At 44.6% G+C, this 22,154-nt stretch carries 37 protein-coding genes and 1 tRNA gene; 19 read left to right on the plus strand and 19 right to left on the minus strand.

The features are described 5' to 3' along the window. The first annotated feature begins 222 nt into the window (after positions 1-222). Together QEO93_RS03720 and QEO93_RS03725 are read left to right on the plus strand one after the other, a co-directional pair. Complete coding sequence (locus QEO93_RS03720; RefSeq protein WP_032136792.1) at positions 223-837, plus strand: lytic transglycosylase domain-containing protein; 615 nt, start codon at positions 223-225, stop codon at positions 835-837. A 160-nt stretch (positions 838-997) separates the two neighbouring features. Next, on the plus strand, positions 998-3,202 hold the full coding sequence (locus tag QEO93_RS03725) for a TonB-dependent receptor (RefSeq protein WP_032136721.1): 2,205 nt from the start codon (positions 998-1,000) through the stop codon (positions 3,200-3,202). Positions 3,203-3,295: 93 nt separating this feature from the next. Here QEO93_RS03725 and QEO93_RS03730 read toward each other — a convergent pair whose 3' ends face one another. The 6 genes from QEO93_RS03730 to metZ all read right to left on the minus strand — a co-directional run bounded on the left by QEO93_RS03730 (position 3,296) and on the right by metZ (position 6,785). Next, on the minus strand, positions 3,296-4,165 hold the full coding sequence (locus tag QEO93_RS03730) for a peptidyl-prolyl cis-trans isomerase (RefSeq protein WP_032136720.1): 870 nt from the start codon (positions 4,163-4,165) through the stop codon (positions 3,296-3,298). A gap of 20 nt (positions 4,166-4,185) precedes the next feature. Then, positions 4,186-4,458, minus strand: a complete 273-nt coding sequence (locus QEO93_RS03735; protein ID WP_032136719.1) for a BolA family protein — start codon at positions 4,456-4,458, stop codon at positions 4,186-4,188. Next, the gene (locus QEO93_RS03740) at positions 4,455-4,745 is read right to left on the minus strand and encodes a YciI family protein (RefSeq protein ID WP_179184661.1); all 291 of its coding nucleotides are present in this window, start codon (positions 4,743-4,745) and stop codon (positions 4,455-4,457) included. Before QEO93_RS03740 ends, QEO93_RS03735 begins: the two co-directional genes overlap by 4 nt. A gap of 1 nt (position 4,746) precedes the next feature. Then, on the minus strand, positions 4,747-5,289 hold the full coding sequence (locus tag QEO93_RS03745; protein WP_032136718.1) for a septation protein A: 543 nt from the start codon (positions 5,287-5,289) through the stop codon (positions 4,747-4,749). A 60-nt stretch (positions 5,290-5,349) separates the two neighbouring features. After that, complete coding sequence (locus QEO93_RS03750; protein WP_032136717.1) at positions 5,350-5,547, minus strand: DUF2788 domain-containing protein; 198 nt, start codon at positions 5,545-5,547, stop codon at positions 5,350-5,352. 62 nt (positions 5,548-5,609) lie between these two features. Next, complete coding sequence (metZ, locus tag QEO93_RS03755) at positions 5,610-6,785, minus strand: O-succinylhomoserine sulfhydrylase (RefSeq protein WP_032136716.1); 1,176 nt, start codon at positions 6,783-6,785, stop codon at positions 5,610-5,612. Positions 6,786-6,900: 115 nt separating this feature from the next. Between metZ and iscX the strand changes: the two genes are divergently transcribed. The 3 genes from iscX (at position 6,901) to QEO93_RS03770 (ending at position 8,422) form a co-directional block, all read left to right on the plus strand. Then, positions 6,901-7,095 (plus strand): Fe-S cluster assembly protein IscX, encoded by a 195-nt coding sequence (gene iscX, locus QEO93_RS03760; protein WP_032136715.1) that lies wholly within the window; start codon positions 6,901-6,903, stop codon positions 7,093-7,095. Positions 7,096-7,162: 67 nt separating this feature from the next. Then, positions 7,163-7,238, plus strand: a tRNA-Glu gene (locus QEO93_RS03765). A gap of 170 nt (positions 7,239-7,408) precedes the next feature. Further along, a complete protein-coding gene (locus QEO93_RS03770) occupies positions 7,409-8,422 on the plus strand; it encodes a site-specific integrase (protein ID WP_032136790.1) in 1,014 nt (337 codons plus the stop codon). A gap of 20 nt (positions 8,423-8,442) precedes the next feature. On the opposite strand, the gene QEO93_RS03775 is transcribed toward QEO93_RS03770, so the two are convergent. Genes QEO93_RS03775 through recT form a run of 5 tightly spaced genes read right to left on the minus strand, consistent with a single transcriptional unit; the run spans position 8,443 to position 11,346 of the window. After that, on the minus strand, positions 8,443-8,736 hold the full coding sequence (locus tag QEO93_RS03775) for a helix-turn-helix transcriptional regulator (protein ID WP_003790187.1): 294 nt from the start codon (positions 8,734-8,736) through the stop codon (positions 8,443-8,445). 6 nt (positions 8,737-8,742) lie between these two features. Further along, positions 8,743-8,904 carry a phiTE_015 family protein gene (locus QEO93_RS03780; RefSeq protein ID WP_167331701.1) on the minus strand — a complete coding sequence of 54 codons (162 nt, stop codon included), beginning with the start codon at positions 8,902-8,904 and terminating at the stop codon, positions 8,743-8,745. A 13-nt stretch (positions 8,905-8,917) separates the two neighbouring features. Beyond that, positions 8,918-9,871, minus strand: coding sequence for a hypothetical protein (locus tag QEO93_RS03785; protein ID WP_032136714.1), 954 nt, complete (start codon positions 9,869-9,871; stop codon positions 8,918-8,920). A gap of 59 nt (positions 9,872-9,930) precedes the next feature. Then, entirely contained in the window at positions 9,931-10,380 is a 450-nt protein-coding gene (locus tag QEO93_RS03790) for a single-stranded DNA-binding protein (RefSeq protein ID WP_085815563.1), read from the minus strand. 6 nt (positions 10,381-10,386) lie between these two features. Beyond that, positions 10,387-11,346 (minus strand): recombination protein RecT, encoded by a 960-nt coding sequence (gene recT, locus QEO93_RS03795; protein WP_085815564.1) that lies wholly within the window; start codon positions 11,344-11,346, stop codon positions 10,387-10,389. Positions 11,347-11,433: 87 nt separating this feature from the next. Between recT and QEO93_RS03800 the strand changes: the two genes are divergently transcribed. From QEO93_RS03800 to QEO93_RS03815, 4 genes are all read left to right on the plus strand, one after another. Continuing rightward, positions 11,434-11,625: a hypothetical protein gene (locus QEO93_RS03800; RefSeq protein WP_060537117.1), complete on the plus strand. Its 192-nt coding sequence runs from the start codon at positions 11,434-11,436 to the stop codon at positions 11,623-11,625. An 86-nt stretch (positions 11,626-11,711) separates the two neighbouring features. Further along, positions 11,712-11,996 carry a virulence factor gene (locus QEO93_RS03805; RefSeq protein WP_032137161.1) on the plus strand — a complete coding sequence of 95 codons (285 nt, stop codon included), beginning with the start codon at positions 11,712-11,714 and terminating at the stop codon, positions 11,994-11,996. A 374-nt stretch (positions 11,997-12,370) separates the two neighbouring features. Then, positions 12,371-12,550: a hypothetical protein gene (locus QEO93_RS03810; RefSeq protein ID WP_032133499.1), complete on the plus strand. Its 180-nt coding sequence runs from the start codon at positions 12,371-12,373 to the stop codon at positions 12,548-12,550. A 166-nt stretch (positions 12,551-12,716) separates the two neighbouring features. Continuing rightward, a complete protein-coding gene (locus QEO93_RS03815) occupies positions 12,717-13,334 on the plus strand; it encodes a KilA-N domain-containing protein (RefSeq protein WP_085815565.1) in 618 nt (205 codons plus the stop codon). A 49-nt stretch (positions 13,335-13,383) separates the two neighbouring features. Here the strand turns inward: QEO93_RS03815 and QEO93_RS03820 are convergent, their stop codons facing one another. From QEO93_RS03820 to QEO93_RS03855, 8 genes are all read right to left on the minus strand, one after another. Further along, positions 13,384-14,286 (minus strand): YqaJ viral recombinase family nuclease, encoded by a 903-nt coding sequence (locus QEO93_RS03820; RefSeq protein WP_032137148.1) that lies wholly within the window; start codon positions 14,284-14,286, stop codon positions 13,384-13,386. Continuing rightward, the gene (locus tag QEO93_RS03825; protein ID WP_032137147.1) at positions 14,283-14,828 is read right to left on the minus strand and encodes a hypothetical protein; all 546 of its coding nucleotides are present in this window, start codon (positions 14,826-14,828) and stop codon (positions 14,283-14,285) included. Before QEO93_RS03825 ends, QEO93_RS03820 begins: the two co-directional genes overlap by 4 nt. Then, positions 14,818-15,132, minus strand: coding sequence for a hypothetical protein (locus QEO93_RS03830; RefSeq protein ID WP_085815566.1), 315 nt, complete (start codon positions 15,130-15,132; stop codon positions 14,818-14,820). The genes QEO93_RS03825 and QEO93_RS03830 overlap by 11 nt, the downstream gene beginning before the upstream one ends. A 75-nt stretch (positions 15,133-15,207) precedes the next feature. After that, positions 15,208-15,429, minus strand: coding sequence for a hypothetical protein (locus QEO93_RS03835; protein WP_085815567.1), 222 nt, complete (start codon positions 15,427-15,429; stop codon positions 15,208-15,210). A 1-nt stretch (position 15,430) separates the two neighbouring features. Further along, positions 15,431-15,721 carry a biopolymer transporter TolR gene (locus QEO93_RS03840; RefSeq protein WP_085815568.1) on the minus strand — a complete coding sequence of 97 codons (291 nt, stop codon included), beginning with the start codon at positions 15,719-15,721 and terminating at the stop codon, positions 15,431-15,433. Beyond that, positions 15,702-15,887, minus strand: a complete 186-nt coding sequence (locus QEO93_RS03845) for a hypothetical protein (RefSeq protein ID WP_085815569.1) — start codon at positions 15,885-15,887, stop codon at positions 15,702-15,704. Before QEO93_RS03845 ends, QEO93_RS03840 begins: the two co-directional genes overlap by 20 nt. 41 nt (positions 15,888-15,928) lie before the next feature. Further along, positions 15,929-16,525 (minus strand): hypothetical protein, encoded by a 597-nt coding sequence (locus QEO93_RS03850; protein WP_245832173.1) that lies wholly within the window; start codon positions 16,523-16,525, stop codon positions 15,929-15,931. Between the two features lie 48 nt (positions 16,526-16,573). Then, on the minus strand, positions 16,574-16,780 hold the full coding sequence (locus QEO93_RS03855) for a hypothetical protein (RefSeq protein ID WP_085815570.1): 207 nt from the start codon (positions 16,778-16,780) through the stop codon (positions 16,574-16,576). Positions 16,781-16,996: 216 nt separating this feature from the next. Between QEO93_RS03855 and QEO93_RS03860 the strand changes: the two genes are divergently transcribed. The 10 genes from QEO93_RS03860 (at position 16,997) to QEO93_RS03905 (ending at position 22,154) form a co-directional block, all read left to right on the plus strand. Beyond that, positions 16,997-17,638: a hypothetical protein gene (locus QEO93_RS03860; protein WP_085815571.1), complete on the plus strand. Its 642-nt coding sequence runs from the start codon at positions 16,997-16,999 to the stop codon at positions 17,636-17,638. Between the two features lie 73 nt (positions 17,639-17,711). Beyond that, positions 17,712-17,843, plus strand: a complete 132-nt coding sequence (locus QEO93_RS03865) for a hypothetical protein (RefSeq protein WP_281251090.1) — start codon at positions 17,712-17,714, stop codon at positions 17,841-17,843. A 78-nt stretch (positions 17,844-17,921) separates the two neighbouring features. Next, positions 17,922-18,197 carry a hypothetical protein gene (locus QEO93_RS03870; protein WP_003786523.1) on the plus strand — a complete coding sequence of 92 codons (276 nt, stop codon included), beginning with the start codon at positions 17,922-17,924 and terminating at the stop codon, positions 18,195-18,197. After that, positions 18,194-19,333 (plus strand): HigA family addiction module antitoxin, encoded by a 1,140-nt coding sequence (locus tag QEO93_RS03875; RefSeq protein WP_085815573.1) that lies wholly within the window; start codon positions 18,194-18,196, stop codon positions 19,331-19,333. The genes QEO93_RS03870 and QEO93_RS03875 overlap by 4 nt, the downstream gene beginning before the upstream one ends. 1 nt (position 19,334) lies before the next feature. After that, a complete protein-coding gene (locus QEO93_RS03880) occupies positions 19,335-19,820 on the plus strand; it encodes a hypothetical protein (RefSeq protein WP_032137102.1) in 486 nt (161 codons plus the stop codon). Positions 19,821-20,137: 317 nt separating this feature from the next. Next, on the plus strand, positions 20,138-20,500 hold the full coding sequence (locus QEO93_RS03885) for a helix-turn-helix domain-containing protein (protein ID WP_085815574.1): 363 nt from the start codon (positions 20,138-20,140) through the stop codon (positions 20,498-20,500). Further along, positions 20,500-21,003, plus strand: a complete 504-nt coding sequence (locus QEO93_RS03890; protein ID WP_085815575.1) for a hypothetical protein — start codon at positions 20,500-20,502, stop codon at positions 21,001-21,003. The genes QEO93_RS03885 and QEO93_RS03890 overlap by 1 nt, the downstream gene beginning before the upstream one ends. Before the next feature lie 171 nt (positions 21,004-21,174). Then, a complete protein-coding gene (locus QEO93_RS03895; protein WP_179184662.1) occupies positions 21,175-21,321 on the plus strand; it encodes a hypothetical protein in 147 nt (48 codons plus the stop codon). Between the two features lie 186 nt (positions 21,322-21,507). Beyond that, entirely contained in the window at positions 21,508-21,867 is a 360-nt protein-coding gene (locus QEO93_RS03900; RefSeq protein WP_085815576.1) for a type II toxin-antitoxin system RelE/ParE family toxin, read from the plus strand. Then, positions 21,864-22,154: a helix-turn-helix domain-containing protein gene (locus QEO93_RS03905; RefSeq protein ID WP_085815577.1), complete on the plus strand. Its 291-nt coding sequence runs from the start codon at positions 21,864-21,866 to the stop codon at positions 22,152-22,154. Before QEO93_RS03900 ends, QEO93_RS03905 begins: the two co-directional genes overlap by 4 nt.

Raw genomic sequence — 22,154 nt, forward strand, 5'->3', positions numbered from 1 at the left:
GAAACGTAATAAATTTAGGGAGAATCAAAACCGTCATTCAAATTTTTTAAATCGTAGAATAGGTATTCTGTGAGTGTCATGGTTCGCAGCCTGAAAAATTAAAAGTTAAATATTGTTAAACTGTATCACAAAAGAAACAGGATAAACAGCTTTTTCAGGCTGCGTTTGATGTGCTGAATACTTTTGTTAAAATACACGCTTTTATTTTATTTAGACTTTTTTATGTTATCGAACTTAATCACGCGCCGTTCTTTGCTGATTTCAGGCTGCTCGGCTTTGATTTTGCCGCACTGGGCTGCTGCTGGGGCGCAACAGGAAGAAACGCTTTCAGACGATGTGGCAAGCATTATGCGCCAGTCGGTAGAACACGCCAGTCCGCCGCGTTTGATTTTTGAACGGGCGATTGACGGGCAGCGTTGGCTCAATGAAATGTCGGCGCGTTTGGCGCAATTTGTGGACAACGAGGCGTATCGCCGCCGCTTGCTGATTATGATTCAATACGAGGCTTCTCGGGCGGACTTGGATTCTCAGGTGATTTTGGGCTTAATTGAGGTGGAGAGCCGTTTTCGGCAGTATGCGATTAGTAACGTGGGCGCAAAAGGTTTAATGCAAGTCATGCCGTTTTGGCAGCGTTATATCGGTAATCCAAGCCACAATTTGTTTGATGTGCGGACGAATTTGCGTTATGGCTGCACGATTTTGCGTCATTATAAGAATATTGAAAATGGGGATATGTATCGGGCATTGGCGCGGTATAACGGGAGTTTGGGGCGAAGTAAGTATCCTAATGCGGTGCTGGGGGCGTTTAGTCGTCATTGGCAATGGAATGCAGCCTGAAAACGTGTAAACAAATTACAACACTATTGCAGCCTGAAAATAGGAAGTTATCTCGTTTTCAGGCTGCATTTTTATTTTATCTCCAATTTACAACTGCAAATAATTTGTATTTTCTTGTTATAATTCGTTTTCTTTTTTTAACAAACATTATAAATAAAACATGAAACTTAAACATCTTTCGCTTCTTATCTGCACACTGGGTGCAAGCATTGCCACTGCCACACCTGTTGAACAACAAGACTTACAAACGCTCACCGTTACCAGCAAACGCGTTCGTGCCTTGTCTAAAAACACAGGCGGCGATTTACGCGATACGGCTAACTTAGGTTTATTGGGCAAAACCAACTCGTTCCAAGCCCCTATCACAGTGGTGAACTACGATGCCAAAGTCATCAACAACACTGAAGCACGTACTTTGGTGGACGTGATTGCGAAAAAAGATGTTTCTACATGGCAATTTGGTGGCGAAACCAACACACTCACAGGCTTATATTTCCGTGGCCTCCAATTGGACGCACGACAATTTAGCGTAAACGGTTTGGCAGGCATGTACGGCACACAAGGCACAGCCAGCGTACATGTAGGTTCTGCACAACTGATTAAAGGTGCATCAACCGCCGTAACGGGCATGGACCCAGAAGGTGCAGTATCAGGCGCAATGAATATTGAAACAAAAAAAGCGTCCAACAAAGGCAATCGCGATATTAGCGCAGCATGGTTTAGTGATAGCCGCGCCCAAATTGCTGCCGATGTAGGGCAACGCTTTGGCGAAAGCAAAGAATGGGGTTTGCGTGTAAACGGCAAAATGCGCCACGGTGATACCCCACGCGAAGGTTACGATGAAAATAACAAAGAATTTGCCATCAACGGCGATTACTACGGCGAACGTCTGCGTTTATCGTTAGACAGCATTTACGCCAAACGCAAAACAAACGGCGGACGTGGTCGCATTCAAGACATTCAAAACGCCCAAGGTCGCCTATTTAACGCGTTGGACGGCAAAAACAATCTCGCGCCAAGCTGGCAAGCGCAAACCACGCGCAGCACCACCAATATGGCAACATTTGAATACGATGTTGCAGAAAACGCCATGATTACAGGTGGTGTAGGCTACAACGATGCGCGTTACTACGGCAACTTCGCCTCACCAACTGCAGAAACATCAGGCTTAACTTATAAATCAGGCGAAGCACGTTTAACCGACCAACGTTTCAAAACATTGAGCATGAACTTAGCCGCTCGTGGCGACTTCAACACAGGCAACATTAGCCACAGCTGGAATGCCGCGTTCGACCGCATTAACCGCAAACGCTTAACCTACACAGGGGTTAATAAAACCAAGTCTGTTAGTATCAATCCAGCTTTAGATTTATCAGCACAACTCAATCGCTTGAACAGCAACTTAGGCACAGCATGGCAAAATAATCCAACCACTGACACCAAAATTGTTGTAAACAGCTTAGCCTTGTCTGACACATTGGGCTTTAAAAACAACGAATACCGCTTAACTTTAGGCGGACGTTACCAAATGGTGAAACAAGATGACCATAAGGAAAAACTCAGTGCAGACGCATCACGTTTCAGCCCAATGGTTATGGCGGCTTGGGTGCCTAATTCAAGCCTAACCGTGTACGGTAACTACATGGAAGACTTGGAACCAGTAAGCCCACGCTCAGATGAAGACGGCAACAGCACCATGGCAGACCCACGCGTGAGCCGTCAATTTGAAATTGGCGTTCGCAAAAACTGGGGCAGCTTTGTTACCACATTAAACGCCTTCCAAATCACACGTCCAGGCTACTGGTACGGCAAGGCTAATTCTAAAGACAAAACCAAAACAGACGATTTCAAAGCATTAGGTAACGCCGTTTATGCAGGCAAAGCGCAAGGTAAAGAGCGCAATCGCGGCTTAGAATTTAATATCTACTCAAGCCTGTTTAATAACACCGTTCGCCCAAGTTTTGGTTTGATGTATCTGCAATCACACCTGAAAGATTATCCAAACTACAAAGATAATCTGATTAACGGCGTGCAAGTTGCCAACCCACGCATTGTCGCTAAAGCTAACGTGGAATGGGATACCCCATTTGTGAAAGGTTTAACGCTGAACGCAGGTGTGCAGCACTACGGCAAATCTTATCAAGACACGCAAAAAACCTACGCTTTCCCATCTTACACATTGGTGGACATCGGCGCGAAATACAGCATGAATTTGCGTAACAAACAACGTGTCAGTGTGAGCGGCGCAGTAGAAAACCTGTTCAATAAAAACTACTGGCAAGTGCAACGCGGACAATATGACCGCAGCTTTGCCGTGTTGGGCATGCCACGCACATTCTGGGTGAAAGCAGATTGGTCGTTCTAACACAAAAAAGCAGCCTGAAAATAGTTTTCAGGCTGCTTTCCAATAAAAAAACCTTGTTTGAACATTCAAACAAGGTTTTTTTCTATCAATTATTTATTTGCTAACAGGCACAATTTTCGCATCGCCCATCAACTGATCAATCGCAGCCTGAACACGCTCTTGTTGCATCACGCCACGCATACCTTCTTTCACCGCATCAAACGCAGGGATAGCCATTTTGCGCTTATCGTTCACATAGAACACAGCCTGAATTTTCTCACTAACAATCGGTTGAGAGAATTGACCTTTGCCCAAATTCGCCACAGCTTGATAAATTTGTGGACGCGATTCTTGTAAATCAACCAAAGGCAAGTAACCACCCAAATTCACCTCACCACCATTTTTCGCATCAAGGCTGTATTTTTTCGCTACGTCAGCAAAACTTTTTTTCTTGCCCAAATCTTTCACAGCCGCTTTAGCATCATCTAATTTATCCGTGATGATTTCGCCCAATTGCACTTCATCAGTGTTTTCATAACGTTTGCGCATTTCATCGTAATTAGCCTGTACTTGCGCATCTGTAACAGGATTTTTCTTCACAACATCACGCGCAAACGCCGTCATCAACATTTGATTTTCGTGTGCAGCCCAGCGTTGTTTGAAGCCAGCTTGTTTGTCCAAACCTTGCGATTGAGCCAATTTGCGCGATTCAGCCAATGCCGCTTTGTATTCCGCATCGTTTTCCAAATGCAAGCGTTTTGCTTCTTGAGAAACAACAGTTTCAACCACAATTTGCTCAGCCACATAACGGCGCAAATCAGGCGTGTCTTGCACTTGGCCTTTGCTCTCTTGCACAATCGCATTCACGCGATTATCCAATTCGCTGCTGTCAATTTTTGTGCCGTTTACAGTAGCAACCGTTTCCGCAAAAACGCTGCCTGAAAGCAATAACGCTGCTGTGGCTGCAATATAAGTTTTTTTCATCATGTTTTCCTTTCTTGAAATTAATGGAAATATTCGTTTGGCGTGCGCGCGACAACGCTCAACGCGTGAATTTGTTTGCTGGTAAACAATTCCGCCAGCAATTCTTGCACTTTGCGCTGACGTGCCACGCGGTTCATGCCTTCAAAGGCTTCGCTCACGATTAACACAGCATAATGTCCGCCGCCTTTATTGCCTGCGTGTCCTGCGTGCAGATGACTTTGGTCTTCAAATTCAAATACATCAGGTGAAATTGGCGCAAGCAACGCCACCATTTTATCTTGCATTTGGCTCATTGTGGGAATACTTTTTTGTAAGGTTTAATCAATACTTCTGCGTAAACGCCTGCTTGAACATAAGGGTCTTGACCTGCCCATTCTTCGGCTGCATCTAAGCTGTCAAAATCCGCAATAATCAGGCTACCAGACATAGTGTTTGGGTCTTCAGGCATTGGGTTTGGACCTGCCGTCAGCAAGCGCCCTTGTTCATCCAATGCTTTCAAGCGTTCCAAATGCGCTGGACGAGCTTGGGCGCGTTGTTCGCTTGTGTTGTCTTCATCTGTGGCTAAAATCATGTATAACATTTTAATTTTCCTTGGGAAGGTGTTTGTAAAGGTAAATCCCTTGCGCGATAGAGAATAACACGCTGATAGGCATATAGCCCCACAGTTTGAAATTCATCCAAATTTGTTCGCGTTCAAGGGTAAAGGGATAAGCGATAAACAGATTAAGTGCACCTAAAAATACAAAAAAGATTATCCATGCGTAACTGAGATTGTTCCAAACGTTTTCAGGCAGCGTGAGCTCTTTTTTGAGCAACAGCTTCACGCCATTTTTGCCGCTCAGTTGCATCGCTAACATCACGATTGCCATTAACCACGGCAAAATCGTGGTTTTGAGCATGATAAATGTGCGATCGTTGAAAATAATGGTGAGACTGCCAAACACAACAATCAGAACCAAGCTAAGCCATTGCATTGGCTCTAGTTTTTTCTCTTTCCAATAAGTAAACGCAGCCTGAAAAATCCCAACCACTACAGCGACAATCGTTGCCGTTACCATATTCTTGGTTAGGCTATAAGTCGCAAAAAATAAAATGATGGCGATAAAATCGCTAAGTGCTTTCATTCTTTTGAATTGTGTGAAAATAAAGGCTTAATGATAACAGCGTTTTGCGATTTAGCCTAATCACATCAATAGTTCAACCAAGATATTTTTCAGCAAAAAGCCTGCAATCCCCAAGCCGAGTACCAAAAATAAAATGATTGTACCTTTTTTGCCTGCTTTGGATTCACGCGCCAGTTGGGCGATGATGAAACCTAAAAATAAAATGAAAATAGTGAGGCAAATGCGTAATGCCCATGTTGAAAATTCTTCTTCGCTCATTGTTTCTTCTCTATATTTTTCAGGCTGCGTTCTAAATACAGTTAAAACACAGCCTGAAAGTTTTATTTCGCTTGCAACGCTTGTTCCAAATCGTTAATCAAATCATCAACGTGTTCCAAGCCCACAGAAATTCGGATTAACCCTTCCGTAATCCCAGCCGCCAATTTATCTTCGGGCGACATACGGCAATGCGTACTTGTCCAAGGGTGCGCGATAGTGGAACGCACATCGCCAAAATTTGCTGTTTTCGAGAAAATTTCCGTAGCATCCAACACTTTCCACGCCGCGTCCACGCCGCCAACCACTTCAAACGCCATCACCGTACCGCCTGAACTTTGCTGTTTTTTAACCAATTCCACATTCGGATTTTCAGGCAGCCCAGCGTAATGCACTTTCGTGATTTGTGGTTGTTTTTGTAACCATTGTGCGATTTTCAGCGCAGATTCGCCTTGTTTTTCCGTGCGCAGCAACATAGTTTCCACGCCGCTCAGCAACACCCACGCATTGAATGGCGGCAAAATAATGCCCATTGTGTTCACATACATCGCAACTTGTTGAATCAACTCAGCTTTGCCGCTCACGATACCACCCAAAACGCGCCCGTGTCCGTCAATCGATTTAGTCGCCGATTGGATAGATAAATCCGCGCCCCAACGCAATGGCTGCTGAACAGCTGGCGAGCAGAAACAGTTATCCACTGCCAATAAAGCGTTATTTTCATGCGCGATTTTTGCCAACGCTTCCAAATCGCCCACTTCGCATATTGGGTTAGACGGCGTTTCCAAAAACAGCATTTTGGTGTTAGGTTGAATTGCTTTGCGCCATTCTTCAGGGTCGGTTTGCGAAACCAAGGTAACTTCAATGCCAAAGCGTTTCAAGTGCCCTGAAATTAAGCCTGCGGTTGTGCCAAACAAGCTGCGGCTGCTGATTAAATGGTCGCCTGCGCTCAAAAATGTCATCAACGCAGCCTGAATCGCTGCCATGCCTGTGGCTGTGGCAATCGCGGCTTCTGCGTTTTCCAATTTGGCAATGCGTTGTTGGAACGCAGCTACCGTTGGGTTCATGGTTCGTGAATAGGTGAAACCTGTTGTTTGTTTGCTGAACAAGGCCGCGCCGTCTGCTGCGCTGTCAAACATGAAACTGCTGGTTAAAAATAAAGCTTGATTGTGTTCGTTGTATTCGGTTTGTACTTTTCCGCCGCGAATGGCTAAGGTTTGCGGATGAAGCGATTTTGGCATGGGTTTTCCCTTGTTATTATGTGAAAAGGTTTATTTTGCGCCTTTTCAGGCTGCGTTTCAATGCTTATAATTTACATTTGTTTACTGAATAACATTTTTAATAGGAAAATCTAAAATGAAATGGACTGACACACAACGCATCGCTGAAGAATTGTTTGACGCGCACGGCGATATTGACCCAAAAACCGTTCGCTTTACGCAGTTGCGTGATTTGATTATGGCTCTGCCTGATTTTGATGATGCGCCTGAACGCTGCGGCGAGCGCATCTTGGAAGCGGTACAACAAGCGTGGATTGATGAAGCAGCCTGAAAAACACTCAACCCATTTTCAGTATTGACATTTTTCTGCAAAACCGTATAATCCGCGCCTTTCCCACGCGCCCATCGTCTAGAGGCCTAGGACACTGCCCTTTCACGGCAGCAACCGGGGTTCGAATCCCTGTGGGCGTGCCATATCCCCACAAAAACCTTGCACATTCTAGCAAGGTTTTTTTTATTTCAATGACTTATCTTTTTATCTCAACTTATCATCAATTTGCAAAAAGCCACTTATTTTGTTTGAATTTGGTTTATTTTTGGGTATGATTGCAACCAAATTTGCAACCAAAAATAGGACTAAAATCATGGCTACAATTCGCAAAAAACCAACTGGTGGCTGGGTCGCGCAGGTGCGACATCGCGCTAAAAATGGACTGCCTGCTATTAGCAAAGCAGCAGTGTTTCCGCGTAAAGCCGATGCCGAAGCGTGGGCTGCTAAAACCGAGGCAGATTGGCAAACCATGCGATTTGGCGGCTCGCCCAATATTTTGTTTGCCGAAGTGTTGGAACGCTACAAAAAAGAAGTGAGTCCCAAAAAGCGCGGTTGGAAAAATGAAATCAATATTATTGAGCGTGTGTTGAAAACGCCATTGGCGCAGGTTCGTTTGCCTAATTTGTCGGAGTTGCATTTTCAGGAATGGGCAAATGGGCGTATGGCGGATATTGCTCAAAGCTCGGTGCGCCGTGAATGGAATGTGTTGTCGCACGTTTGCTCGGTGGCAAGTAAGCAATGGCGTTTGCTGCCTGAAAATTTTATGCTTCGTTTGGATAAGCCTAACCATGGCAAGGAACGGACGCAACGTGTTACTGATGAAATGGCGGCGGCGATTGCTTATGTGGCTGGTTTTTCGCTGGATTGTTTGCCTGTGAAATCGACGCAGCGTGTGGCGGCGGCGTTTTATTTTGGCTTGGAGACGGCAATGCGCGGTGGCGAAATGGTGACTTTGACTTGGGATAATGTGTTTTTGGATAGGCGTTTTGTGCATTTGCCTGATTCTAAAAATGGCTATGCTCGTGATGTGCCTTTGAGTTTGAAGGCGGTGGCGATTTTGAAATTATTGGCGCAGGTGCGTGAAAATGAGCGTGTGTTCAATATCACAAAGGGATCGCTTGATGCGCTGTTTCGCAAATTGCGCGAACGCTCGGATTTGGGCGATGTGCATTTTCACGATAGTCGGCGCGAGGCTTTGACGCGGTTGGCGCAAATTTATTCGCCTATGGAGTTGGCGAAAATTTCGGGACATCATGATTTGCGGATTTTGTTGAATACTTATTATGCGCCTAGGGCGGAGGATTTGGCGGCAAAAATGGACGGTTAGAATGCTCTAACCGCCCTGCCCTAGATTTTTGATAGGGATTTGAGATAGCTGATGACTTCGCCTGCTATCCAACGGCGACATTCGCGACCTTTGCCTGCTTTGCTGATTTTAATGGGACGCGGAAAATCGGGGCGGGCGACAATGTCGGTGTAGGTGTGGTGGTAGCTGAAATTGGTTAACTGGGCGATGTCTTGGGTGGTCAGCAAGGTGGTGGATTTTTCGGTTAGCGTGGACAGCCATGTTTTTTGCTGGCTTTGAGCTAGCTGTTCTATGCGCTTGATGAGTTCTTGCGCGGTGGTTTCGGTTAGCTGCATTTTTGCTTACTCCTGTGGTTGGGGCGTTGGGGTGGTTTGTTGGGCAGCCTGCCAGCCTATCCATGCGTAATCTATGCTGATGTCTTGATATTGCTGCTCGGCTTCATCAAATTGCAAACGGTCGGCGTTGCCTATGCTGCGTTGCCAGTTTTCAAATGCTTGTTTCATTTCGTTTTCCTTTTCATGCTAATTTAACCTGTGCCAAGCGGTTGCCAATGGCTGCTTCGCGTTTGCCAAAGTTGGCGGTTAAGCTTAATGCGGTTTTGTTTTCAAACGGTGTGATGTATTGGGTTTTGGCAACCGCGCAGGCGTTGGCTAGCGCGCCTAATACACTCCATCGTTTGTATGTTTTGTGGCGCAAATCGCTTATGCTGTGGGGCACGGGCATGCCTATACTTTGGTCGTCGCATTCGGCTATGCGGTAGACGCACAAAGCAGCCTGCAAGATTTGTCGGCGAAATGCTTCGGTTTTTTCTTTTCCTTTTATGCCTGCTTGTTTGAGTGCGTCTTGCCATTTCATGCCACTGGCGATGTTGATGAAGCCTGTGGTGGCTTGGTGGCTGCATTCGTGAAAGCTTAAATAATAGGCATAGATTTGTACGCCCATGCTGTAATGACTTGCTTGGGTTTGGGTGTCTTTGGGTAAGCCTTTCATGATGGCGTAGCCGATGTCAATCATATCTAAAATGGGCTGCAACAAGGCGCGGCGTTGGTTGGGGCTCTGGTCGCGTGTGCTGGGTTCTTGTTGCAGGGCGTGTTGGGCTTGGTCTAGCACGTTTGTGAACCATGTGTCGCAGTCAAATAGGGCTACGCATATACTTAACACACGGTGCAGTTGCTGGAAGTAGCCGTTGTGGACAAAACAGTCGCGACAATAAACAAGTTCGTTGTATTTGGCATCGGCTTTTTTGACGGCAGCAATGGCATCTTCATGGCTAAAACATTCGCGTGTGTCGTCAATTAAATATTGGCGATAGGCTGTTTGTTTTGCGCTGATGCGTGGGGCGATTTGTTGCCGTTGCTTGATTTGTTGCTTGGTCAATGGCTTGGATTTTAGGGCACGTTGCATTTGCTTAATGGCTTTGGCTTGCTTTTGGGCTGTGCGGATTTGTTTTAGGCTGGGTTGCTGGGTCATGATATTTTCCTTTGGTTGCAGGCTGCTTGGTTTGGTTTACAAGGCAGCCTGCGGTTACGTTAAAACGGAATGCTGCTGTCAATATTTTCTTGCGGTGCGACTGGCGCATTTGCAGGCTGCTTTTGCGTTGGCGGTGCAATGGGCGCGGTTTGCGCTGACTGCGCGGTGGTGGCGTTGTCGTCTTTACTGCCTAGCATTTTCATGATGTCGCACACGATGTTATATGCGGTGCGTTCCACGCCGTCTTTGCCAACGTATTTGTTGGTTTGGATTTTGCCTTCCAAGTAAACTAGGCTGCCTTTTCGCAAATATTGCCCTGCGATTTCGGCGGTTTTGCGATACATCGTGATGTTGTGCCATTCGGTGCGCTCTTGCTTAATTCCTTGCTGGTCTTTCCAGCTTTCAGAAGTGGCAACGCTGAAATTACATACGGCATCGCCTTGTGGCATATAGCGCAGTTCGGGGTCTTTGCCCAATCGTCCGATTAAGATGACTTTGTTTAGCATGATGTTTCCTTACAGTTTATTGATTTGTGTTTGTTGTTCGTCAGTCAAAGCGTATTGCGCTTGAACTTGTTCTATGCTGATGTTGCCTGTACTGATGTCGTTTAATACGGCTTCAAATTCCTGCTCACTCAACACCGCTTTTTCGGGCGTGGCTTGTGGCTCAACCACGATGTAGTCAGCTTCAACGTATTCGCCTGTTTCAAAAAAGGTGTCGTTGCGTTGGTCGATGCCTGCTTCGGCTTGTTCGTCCAAACCGACGGCGCGTTGGATTTCTATCGATACTGGCAAATATTTAAACAAGCGGCGGATAACGGTTTTTTTTGCCATTTCGTCAAAATGGGTTACCCACGGACCTGTGCTGGCTGCTTTGGATTGAGCGCGTATGGCTTCAATTTGTTTACGACTCATCACTTCGAACTGCACGCCACCGTCTTTGAGTTTGGCGACGGCATACACATGGGTGAGGGCTCCGCTGTCGCCGTCTTCATACGGTTTGTGTTTTAAGTCTTCGTGCAAGCCGTATTCATAACTAAATTCATCATTTTCATACACGGCTCGGGCGGATAGACTGATGATTTGTCCGCTTCGGCGTGCTAAATCAATCATGCCACGATAGCCGATGATGAGCTGCACATTGGCGCGACCTTGTTTGTCTTTGCCGTTGCCAAATGGGATTAAATAGGCTTGCCCTAATCCGTTGCTGGGTTCTAAACCCAGTTGTCCGCATTGCATGATTGCGCCTAAAAAGCTTTCGGGGCTGCACGTTCCCAATGCAGGTACGCGGCGGATTTCGGTTGTCGCAATTCGCGCTAGGCGGTCGGCGGTTAGGTGTTTGGGCAGGGCAAGTGCCATTTGTTTTTTGACGCTGTCTTTTGCCAGCAGGGCAGCCAAGTTGTCGGCTGGGGTGCGTTCTTTAACGGCGGTGTTGCCTTTGGCGGCTGCTTTTAATGCGTTGGTGTTGGTTGTCATGGGAATACCTTTCTTTGACAAAGTGGGGGTTAAAAGTTACTATCGCGCTACTACCGCGCAGCGGATATTGATTTATATGGATTGAAAATGAAAAAATCATCTCGTCTTTTTTATGCGTTTTTGTCGGGCATTGGGTCTATTTTTAATATAGCCCCTGCTTGCGCTATGCCTAAACCAAGCTCGCCTGCGGACGATGCGGCATCTTTACGAAATGATGCACAGCAATTTGCGCGTGATTTTAATCGTGCAATCAAGGCGGTATCGCATGGAAAGCAGTAAACAGGAAATTGTGCAAACGGCCTTTGTCTTGCTTGACGGATTTTAAGGGGGTGGGTATGATGCTTTTCATTTTTTTAGGGGGCATCATGTCTTACGCTATTGCTTTTGATTTGGACACCAATCAATTAAAAAATCTGTACGGCTCGGAAAGCTGGCAAAACGCTTATGGCGATATTAAGCGCACATTGGTTTCGTTGGGCTTTGACCACCAGCAAGGCAGTGTGTACTTTGGTTCGGAACAGATTACTGCGGTTAAATGCGTGTTGGCTGCGCAAGAGTTGTCCAAGGTTTATCCGTGGTTTAAGCCATGTGTTTCGGACATTCGTATGCTTCGTATCGAAGAAATGAACGATTTGCAACCTGCGCTTTAAGCCTTTGCCATACTTTCCAATCCGCCTCGTGCGGATTTTTTGTTGCCTGTTTTTAGGGGGTGGGGTATGATGTGCGTTCTCTCCAAACTACTAGCAGCTTTCACGTCTGCCAACGTGAATTTTTGTTGCTTACTACAATTTGCACATCATTCCCCATAACTTTTGAGCTTTCTGATTGTTTCAGGCTGCCTAAACTCTTTGGGGTGTGCGGTATCGGTAACGACCGCGCCTGTCTAGTAGCAGGAGAGAGCACCCCGCCCAAATGGGCTTTTTCTCAAATTACTTCATCAAATCCGCTTCGGCGGATTTTTTTGTTGCCTATTTTTGACTTATCGCATAAAATGTAGATACGATTAACAAGTAAAGGCGTTAAAATGGCAGAAACCGAAAACCCAAAAAGCAAATATGAAAACAAGCGAATTTTAAAACACGTTTCCTTTAACACAGAGAAAGAAGCTGATTTACTTAAATTTGCTAATAATTTAGACTTCTCAAAATGGGTTAAAGAAAAATTGAAACATGAGCTTGAATTGGAAAAATTAAAGAAAGGATAAAAAATGCTTGCATAAATCGTATATACAAATTAAAATGCTTGCACTTGCAAATGCAGGTAAAAAGAAAGCCCAAATCAAGTTGTCGCTTGATTTGGGCAGGTGGAAAAGCAACGCTGTAACGTTCTTTTCCTGTTTCCATGACTACACATGAAAAAGGTATTTTACCATGACTACCCAAATTTTAAATTTTTCTTTCAACAATGCTGTTGTTTCTTTTCGTGCTGACGGTTTCCTTAATGCTACGGCAATTGCTGCTTATTTTGGTAAACAACCACGCGATTATTTAAAAACTGAGCAAACTCAACAATATATCGCTGCACTTGCTGAACACTTATCCAGTAAGACAAAAATCTTAGTGGAATACAATCAATTGGTTACAGTTAAGAACGGTGGTTCTCAACGCGGAACTTGGCTTCACCCTAAACTCGCAATCCACTTCGCCCGATGGCTTGACCCAAAATTCGCGGTTTGGTGCGATGAACAGATTGAACACATCATTTCAGGCAGCCTGAAACTAGAACCTGTACAACCTGCTTTGCCACATGGTTCAATCGTGTTATCTGCACATGATTTGCAATGTATTAAAGGCTTTGTAGCGCATGTGCCGTATATGTTGGCTTACTACCATGCAACTGAAACAGCAGTACGTTCACTCAATCACAATCTTGCTTACCGTGCGCATGGCCGTTTTTCAGATGGCTATCTTCATGCGCTGATTTTGGCTTCACGGCTTAACTTGCCACATAAAACTTGGCGTGATGTGGCGTTTGAGCTGAATCGCTAATTTTTCTTTTCAGGCTGCTTTTGGGTTGGTTAAAAAGCAGCCTGCTTTTTTATGCTCTAAACACGCGCGTTTGTGTGGTTTTGCTGTATTGCTTATACAAATCGGGGTGCTCTGCCTGAAAGGTTTTGCTGTCAAAACGGTGGCTGTTTTGGGTTTTCCATGTGAAGAGTTTTTCTTCGCCCGATAGCATAATGGCGTGTTGCCCGATTTTGGTTTTGAGCCATTCTTGGCGTTCGTTAATTTGCTGCGCCAACACTTTGGCTTGTTCGTTTAGGCTGCACAATTCGTTGTAGACAATCAGGGTTTCGGTGTCGGCTTGTGTGCTGTCGCCGTCATCTTGCGGATAGAGTTTTTGTACGTCTGCTGCGTTTTGTGGCTCGGGCGGTATGTTTTTCATAACGTGGTTTTCCCAAAATTCTTTGGCTCGTGCCAATAAATCGGCGGCTAGTTCGCGGTCGCGTTCTATGCGGTATTGGCGATAATCGCGTCCGCCAATGAGTACGGCGATGTAGGCGAAATCGACATCAAAAATTTCCATATACCACTGCACTTGGGCGATGTATTCAATGGGTACGCCGTCGTCTTCGTTGCTCCATTCTTTGAATTTGAATGCGCTGGCGGTTTTGATTTCTAAAATGCCGATAGGTTGTTGTGTGATTTTGTCGATAATCAAGCCGTCTGCGTTGGCTAGGGCAAAATCGTGTTTTGGGTGTTTTTTGATTTCAGGCTGCCTGAAAATCAGTTTGCCTGTTTCTTCGCTAAAACGCGCAGCGATGGGGGCTTCTAGCGCGTGCCCCCAGTAGAGATGTTCGCCTTTTAATTCTGGCTGCTCGGTGGTTTTGCTTAAAAACACATCTAGCGCGGTTTTGAATTGGGATACGCCGATTATGGCGGCGATGTCGCTGCCACCGATACCTTGACGGCGGTCTTGTAGAAATTGTTTGTTTGTCATGATTGAACCTTTTGGGCTACATGAAGTGCGTTGATGAGTTTAATCAGTTGTTTGGCTTGCTTAGGAGTTAATGTAACGGTGTTGTTGATGTGACTTAAACCTGAATCGCCATTGCTTTGAGAAATCACAATCACGCCGTCGCTAAAGATGCCCATTCGTGTTTTGACGGGTTTAAGTTTGTATGGCTTACTTTTGCATGCTGTATCTTGTTTCAAATTTTCTTTGCTTTCGGTGGATTGTGTGATTTTGGCTTTTTCTCGTGTTTTCATGGTTTTGCTTTCTTGCTTGAGTTGAAGTTTTGGATTTTCGTTGTCTTTTTTAAAGGCGATGGCTGCCTTGCCTAGCTTGTAGTAATAGCCGTCATCGGCTTGATATTTAACCAGATATTCGCTTGTTACCAATTCGCGCATGAGATGCGATAATTCGGCTTCTGATTGGGTGATGCAGTGGCTTTTAATGAATACGCCTGATAATTTAGAACATCTTTTAAACAGGGCGATGATTTTCTTGTGCTTAAGTGTGAGTTGGCTATCATTCATCATAAACCACTCCTGCCATTGGATTTTTTTCCCAAACTTGCGCCAGTGCTAACGCTGCTTTTTCTTGGTGGCATAGGTCGTTTAATCGTTGCAAGGCTGGGGCTAAATCGCTGTTTACATACCAAATCGGGATTTGACGGCGGTTGTCGCAATCGTAGGTTTTGAGTGCAATGTGGTATTGCGGTTTTAGCATGGGCTTGGCTTTGACGTTGTAGCTAGCGGCTAAGCCAACTGCTAATACTACGCCTGCAATAAAGCCGCCTATTGCTTCTTTGCTGGGTAATAATGCTTTTAATTGCGATTTCATGTTGCTCCCTTTGTAAGCGGTTAAAAATCTACTTATTCGCAGCAACTTGGTTAAATTGCTGCTGTAAATAGGCTTTTAGACACGTAAAAAACTTTCAATGGCTTTGAATACTTGGTTGATGTGCAAAAACTGATTGCTGTTGTCTGCTAAATAAAACTTGATTTCTGTACCGTTTAAATCAAACCATGCTTCGCGCGTCTGAGGGTCGAAAATGCCGTTGATGTTGCTGTGCTGCGCTTTCAAGCTGCTTAATTTGGCGCGGAATGCGTCGTCTAGCTGCATTTCTTCGTGGTTCATCTCAAAATCTCCCTAATCCGTATTCTGCTAATTGGTTTTGATGAAACTTGCGACCCATTTCCACCGCCATATCGGCAATGGCACAAATGGCTTGATCTTCGTCTTCGAATGGGTCGGCTTTTTCTTCTGCGATGGCTTTTTCAAAGTATCGCGCTGCCTGCGCCCAGTATTGGGCTACTGTGCAGTTGTAGGCATCTTCTTCTAGCTGCCAGTGGTCTAAGCCGTCTAAATCGCCTGCGTCGTATGGTTGATATTCTTCAGGCAATGGCAGATTAGCTACTTTGCTTAGCATGTTTTCGCTCCTTGATGAATTTCTGCGCCTCTATCAGATGCTTCATTCTTTCGTGATGAGCTTTGTCTGCGCATGCGTGACACAATTCACGACTGACTTTCTTTGCGGTGTTGTATTGCTTGCCGCATTGCTGACAGGTGTGCTTAGTGGCTACTTTGCTTAGCATGTTTTCGCTCCTTGATAATTTCTGCACATGATGCTCCTGATTTATTCGTCCCAGCCACCTGTTTCGCCTGATGCGATAACGTCGGCGTAAAAAGCTTCTGCTACTGCACGGACGACTTTGCTGTATCGGGTTTTGTATTCGCTTTCGGCTTTGGCGCAAAATTCGTCCAGCGTGCCAACAAAGCAGCCTGCACGGATTAGCAAGCCTTTGGTGTGGACGATGATTTGTATTTGTCGCCCTGAACCGTCTATGTTTGCCATGGTCATGAAGTTGATGACTTCAACCCCTTCCATTTTTAGACGTTTGCCGAATTTGAATGAGCTGCCGAGCTTGTTGTAGTTGCCGAGCGTGTTGTCGTTGCCTAGCTTGTTGTGGTCGCCCAGCGTGTTGCAGTTGCCTAGCTTGTTGTAGTCGCCCAGCGTGTTGTCGTTGCCTAGCTTGTTGTAGTTGCCTAGCTTGTTGTAGTTGCCCAGCGTGTTGTTGTCGCCTAGCTTGTTGTAGTTGCCGAGCGTGTTGTCGTTGCCTAGCTTGTTGTGGTCGCCCAGCGTGTTGCAGTTGCCGAATGTGTTGTCTGCGCCGATTATTTGCCAACCGCCCAGGGTGTTGTTGTCGCCAAAATTGTGATTATTCGTTGTCATGCTTGATTGCCTTTTGTGTTGGGGTGGGCGTGTTGCCCACCGTGTGGTTTAGTTGATGTAGCCGTGAAAGCCTGTGTTGGCGATGGCGATTTCGTCTAGTGCTTGATGGGCTTGGTGCAGGCTGTTAAACGTTTTCCAGCGTGTTGCGCCTACCAGCTTGACTTTTACTTTGCCTTTTGCGCCTTGTTGCAACTGGGCGATGGTGGCTTCTTGTTTGCCAAAGCTGTGTTGGCAGTAGGTTTGTATGGCTTTCATGATGGTTGTCCTTGTGGGGGTGTTGTTGATGTGTGAATAGTACTATTGTACTTGATATTTGTAAATACAATAGTACTTAAATATTTTTCCGCATTATTTAAGTACTTGATTTTCAATCAAACAAAATTTAGGCGTAAAAAAGCCCATTCAACCGTATGGCAGAATGGGGGCGCGTGATTGCGTGGAAGGTGGTGGATTGAAAAAAAGGATATAGTGATGCAAAAGCAAGTTTGGATTAAAATACAAGGTGATGAATATCAAGGTAGTTTTCCTGCGTCATTTGCAAAAAGTCTGTGCGAAATGCAGCGTGGATTTTATCGTGTAGCGGCGTTGGCTTTGCATAACGATGAAAATGTCAAACGTTTAACGCGTGATGAGTTAGAACGATTTGAAATTGTATTTGTGGTTGCGATAGGCAGCACCGAAATCAGCACTGATGCGATTGAAAAATTTGAAAGCATTGTTTCAGAAGCGTTTAAAAATATACCCAGTGAGTATCAAATGTTATTAATTGGATTTTTCATTATTTGTTATTTTGGCTATCAAGCTTATGAACGGCATTGTGAGCAATCTGAAACGAAAATACTCTCGCAAGAAAGGGCGGAACAAATCAAAGCCTTACAAGAAATTACAAACAAAGGCTATGTGGCAGTAGAAAATGTTGCTGCATTATTGGCACAAAATACCGATAATCTACTGATGTCTGTTATGAGTAATGCACCAACCGCAACGCAAATAGAATTAGCGGGGATTACCTACACTGCTGCGGATATTGCAGAAGCTAATAAACGTGCTTATGCCAATCGTACTAGTGAAATCATTAATGGTGAATACCAAAATCGTTATAGACAGCAGTAAACCTGAACTACTAAAATTGACGTTGCGCGATATATATAATATTGAATATATTGTTAAATTAGATACAACCGATATGTTTGCAGAAGATGTAGAAAAAGTATGGGAAGTGGCAAAATCAGGTAAATTAGTTCCAATCCAGCTGACAGCGGTGTTCAAAAATGGGCAATATGAAAAAGGTTTCATTGAAACAATAGATTTGAATTAAATGCTTCAGGCAGCCTGAAAATCTTAAAATAACAGATTTACACAAAGTGTAAATTTTGAGAAAATAGAAAGGAAGTCAATGCAAGTAAACTTTAAAAATGATTATTTGCGTTTGCTATTTTGCGATAAATATTTTCAAGGCGATTTAGGTGTAAGAGCTACACAATCCTATCGCTTTGCTGTGCAATATATTTTATCCGCCCACAGCTTAAATGATTTACACGCAGCAGCCTTTCTCAACCTATCTAATCAGTCACCGTACAGCGTCAAAATAGACCAAAAACACCGATTAGCCCTAGAGATAGACGCAGAAGGGCAAATCCATTTAATAGACATCATCAAAGCAGAATCATGAATCCATTATCATCAGCCGAGTCAATACATGCAGGCATCATTTTAAAAAGCGAATTAGCCGCACGAGGCTGGACGCAAAACGACCTTGCCGACATCATTAACCGCCCACCTAAAACCATTAACCAAATCATCACAGGCAAAATGGGGATTACTGCCGACACCGCCATGCAGCTTTCCTATGCTTTGGGTATTTCAGCCGAAACATGGCTTAATTTGCAATCGCGCTATCAGCTTTCGCTTTTAGCGGCAGAAAGCGATAAATACGCCGATATCCCACGTCGTGCCGCTTTGTATCAAAACTACCCTATCAAAGATATGCTCAAACGTGGTTGGATTCAAGCAGGAGAAACTTTGGACGATTTAGAAAACGCCATAAAAGCATTTTTCCAAATCGACCAAATTTATCAACCTTGCGCCTTCCAATTTGCAGCCAAACAAAACACCGCTGCTTATATGCAACCCATTAGCGCAGTCAATTTAGCATGGCTGCACCGTGTCAAACAGCTTGCAAAAGCGCAAATTACCACAGGCAAATTCAGTATTCAGGCAGCAAAAAAAGCGATTGAACAACTCTCCGCTTTACTACTCTCACCCGAAGAAATCCGCCATGTGCCACGCATTTTGTCAGAAAGCGGTATCCGTTTTGTATTGGTAGAAAGTTTGCCCAATAGCAAATTAGATGCCGTATGCTTTTGGTTGGACGAGCAAACCCCCGTCATTGGCTTAACCCTACGATACGACCGCATAGACAATTTTTGGTTTACCCTACGCCACGAGTTGGAACATGTTTTACAAGGCGACGGCAAATCCACACCTATTTTAGATGAAGATATTGGCATAGACAGCAATACGCTACCACCCGAAGAGCAACGAGCCAACCAAGCTGCGGCGGATTTTTGCGTACCCAGCCAAAAACTAGACAGCTACATTATCCGCGCAGGAGCTTATTTATTTTCCGAGCAAAAAATCAAAGCCTTTGCAGGAGTTAATAAAATTCACATCGGATTAGTAGTGGGGCAGTTGCACAACCGAACAGGCAAATACCAACAGCTACGCAAACACCTTATCCCTATTCGTCCATTTATCTTAAACGGCTCAACCTATGACGGTTGGGGCTTAACTTATGAGGTTGAATAAAATGAGTGCCAAGAAAAACGAAATAAGCCATATTGTTGAACAATACACACAAGCCAAAGGCATTACAAACGGCATTATCGACAGCCATGATTTAGCAGGTTGGGCAATAAGCCAAGGTTTATACAAACCCAATTATCAAGATGAAATTAATTTAGCTGCTAAAGACTTTTCACGTCATTTCCGTGAAGAAGTTCGTACCGACCCAGCAGGGAAACGCTATCGCGCTAAACATGCTGTAAAAGAATCTGTCAATGGCAAACAGCGCACTTTATGGGCAGACATGGACGACCCCAACGTTCCTGTAAACCATTTTGAAAAAGCCTTTTCACAACGCCGTCAGCAAATTGTTGGAGATTGCTTCCAATTAAAAACCGATGTTGATGTATGTAATGAGAAAAAAAGCAGCAATATTCAGTTATCGTTAGACTTTACCGATGACGTGGCAGAAGCAGAATATTTGCGCGACTATGAAGAAGAAGCTGCTTAATCAATAAGTATTTTGCACAACCTTTCTAAGAAGCACGTCGGGAATTCCGACATGCTGATATTGAAATTTAATCACCCGATTTAACCGATTTAAGCAGCCTGCAATCCAAAGTGCAGGCTGCTTTTTTGCGCCCATTCTGCCATACGGTTGAATGGGCTTTTTAGCGAAATGCAAAAAACCGCCAAAAGGCGGTAAAAAAACTGTAGGCTGAGCGACAAAAAACCGTTATTTTTGTTTATTTAACCAATTTGGTTAAAATATTTGTCTTTAATTTTGCGTTAATGTATAATTATGGAAATTTGTTAAGGAGAATGAACATGGCTCTTACTGCTTTTGGAAAGGCTGTGCGAAAAGCGCGGATTGATGCAGGGGAAACTTTGTTGAGCATGGCGCAACAGCTTGGCGTTACCCCTGCTTTTTTAAGTGGCATGGAAACAGGGCGCAAAAAAATTCCCGCTGAATGGGCGAGAAAAATTGCTGCTTTTTTCCATGAGCGGAATGTGCAGGTTGATGATTTGTCACAACTGGCAAATGTTTCTAATGAAGCTATCCCTGTGGATGGGCTGCCATTGCAGCAACAAATGTTGTTGGCTGGGTTTGCTAAAACAGCAATGACGGATGAGCAGCTAAACGCATTTGCAAAATTTTTAGCGGAAATCCATCAACAGGAGACAAATTGATGAGTTTTCAATATTTATTTCGGCAGATGCACGGATATAGGGTTTTGCCTATGGCAAATGATGAGATTGAGCGGGTGGCAATGAGAACGGCAAAAGTGCTTGGTTTTACTCGCCAAAATAGGAAAAAGCCTGCTGTGATTTTGGAACAGTTAAGCAGAGTGGTAACGCTGGATGTGCTTTCTGATAACGAATGGGAGGAGGTTACGTTGAATTTAACCAAGGGGCATTTTAGCCCTGCGGATATGACGATACGGGTTCCCGAGCGTACTTATCATGCTGCGTGCTTGGGGGAGCATGATGCGCTGGAAATCATTTTGCATGAACTGGGGCATATGGTGTTGATGCATCAATCTCTGTTACATAAAGCGGATAAGTTGCTGGCTCAATGTGAAGACCCTGAATGGCAGGCGGATACATTTGCTGAAATTATTTTGATGGGCATGGGCTATAACACAAAACAGTTGTCGTTTGATTTTAATGAAAAACGGCTTGATATGTTGTAAGCATACCAAGCCGATTAGTGGGGTTTCCTGTTGGCGCAGGAAATTAGATTGTTCTCCGTCCGCACATCGCAAATGCGTTTGGATAAGCAACATTAACTTTTTTAGTTTATCCGTTTTGTGCGTATTTGTCCACGTTAATTAAGTGGCGGCAACTTTTGCTTGGAGTTGCTTATGATACTCAATGCAAACGTTCCAACTGTCCCTGATTTGGTGGACGAAACGGGAGCTTATGTGTTCCGAAAATCGTTTACCACGCGCAGCGGGAGAAAGGTAATTGCCAAAGATGGCAAAACGTTTAAAATTCCTGTGAAAATTTAACGGGATAGCCCTGTGCTTTGCATGGGGCTTTTTTGTGGGCGCAAAAAACCGCCAAAAGGCGGTAAAAAAACTGTAGGCTGAGCGACAAAAAACCTACTCTTGATGAGTAGGTTGTGGATTGAATTTCAGGCTGCTTGAATTTTAATAACTTTTGAGTTATTATATTTCTACTCAAAAGGATTAAATATGTACACGATTGTTTTCTACCGTGATGCCAAAGGTCGTGAACCTGTGAAAGAGTATGTGCAGCAATTAGCCACGCAGCAGGATAAGTCTAGTCGCATTAAGCTGAATAAAATCCGTGATTATATGGAAGTTTTGAAGCAACATGGTACGCGTGCTGGTCAGCCTTATGTGAAACATATTCAGGGTGAAATTTGGGAATTGCGCCCTTTGCGCGACCGTATTTTGTTTGCGGCGTGGATTGATGGACAGTTTGTTTTGCTGCATCAATTCATGAAAACCACACAAAAAACGCCTAAACGTGAAATTGAACGCGCTCAAGCGTATTTAGATGATTTGAAAGCTAGGAGTGAAGAATCATGAAACACAATCCAATCGGTTCAAACTGGGACGATTTTGCCCGCGAAACTTTTACTGCTGACGAAATAGCAGCAAGTGATTTGCGCGTTGCTGTGATGAATGAAATCATCAAGGCACGACAAGAACAGGGGATTTCTCAAAAACGCTTGGAAGAATTGAGCGGTGTGAAGCAACCCGTGATTGCGCGTATGGAATCGGGACAAACTAATCCGCAGTTGGAAACGCTGCTGAAAATTCTTGCGCCGTTGGGTAAAACGATTGCAGTGGTGGATAAGCATCAGGCTGCCTGA

This window comes from Kingella negevensis (assembly GCF_030177895.1).
Taxonomy (GTDB): Bacteria; Pseudomonadota; Gammaproteobacteria; order Burkholderiales; family Neisseriaceae; genus Kingella_C; species Kingella_C negevensis.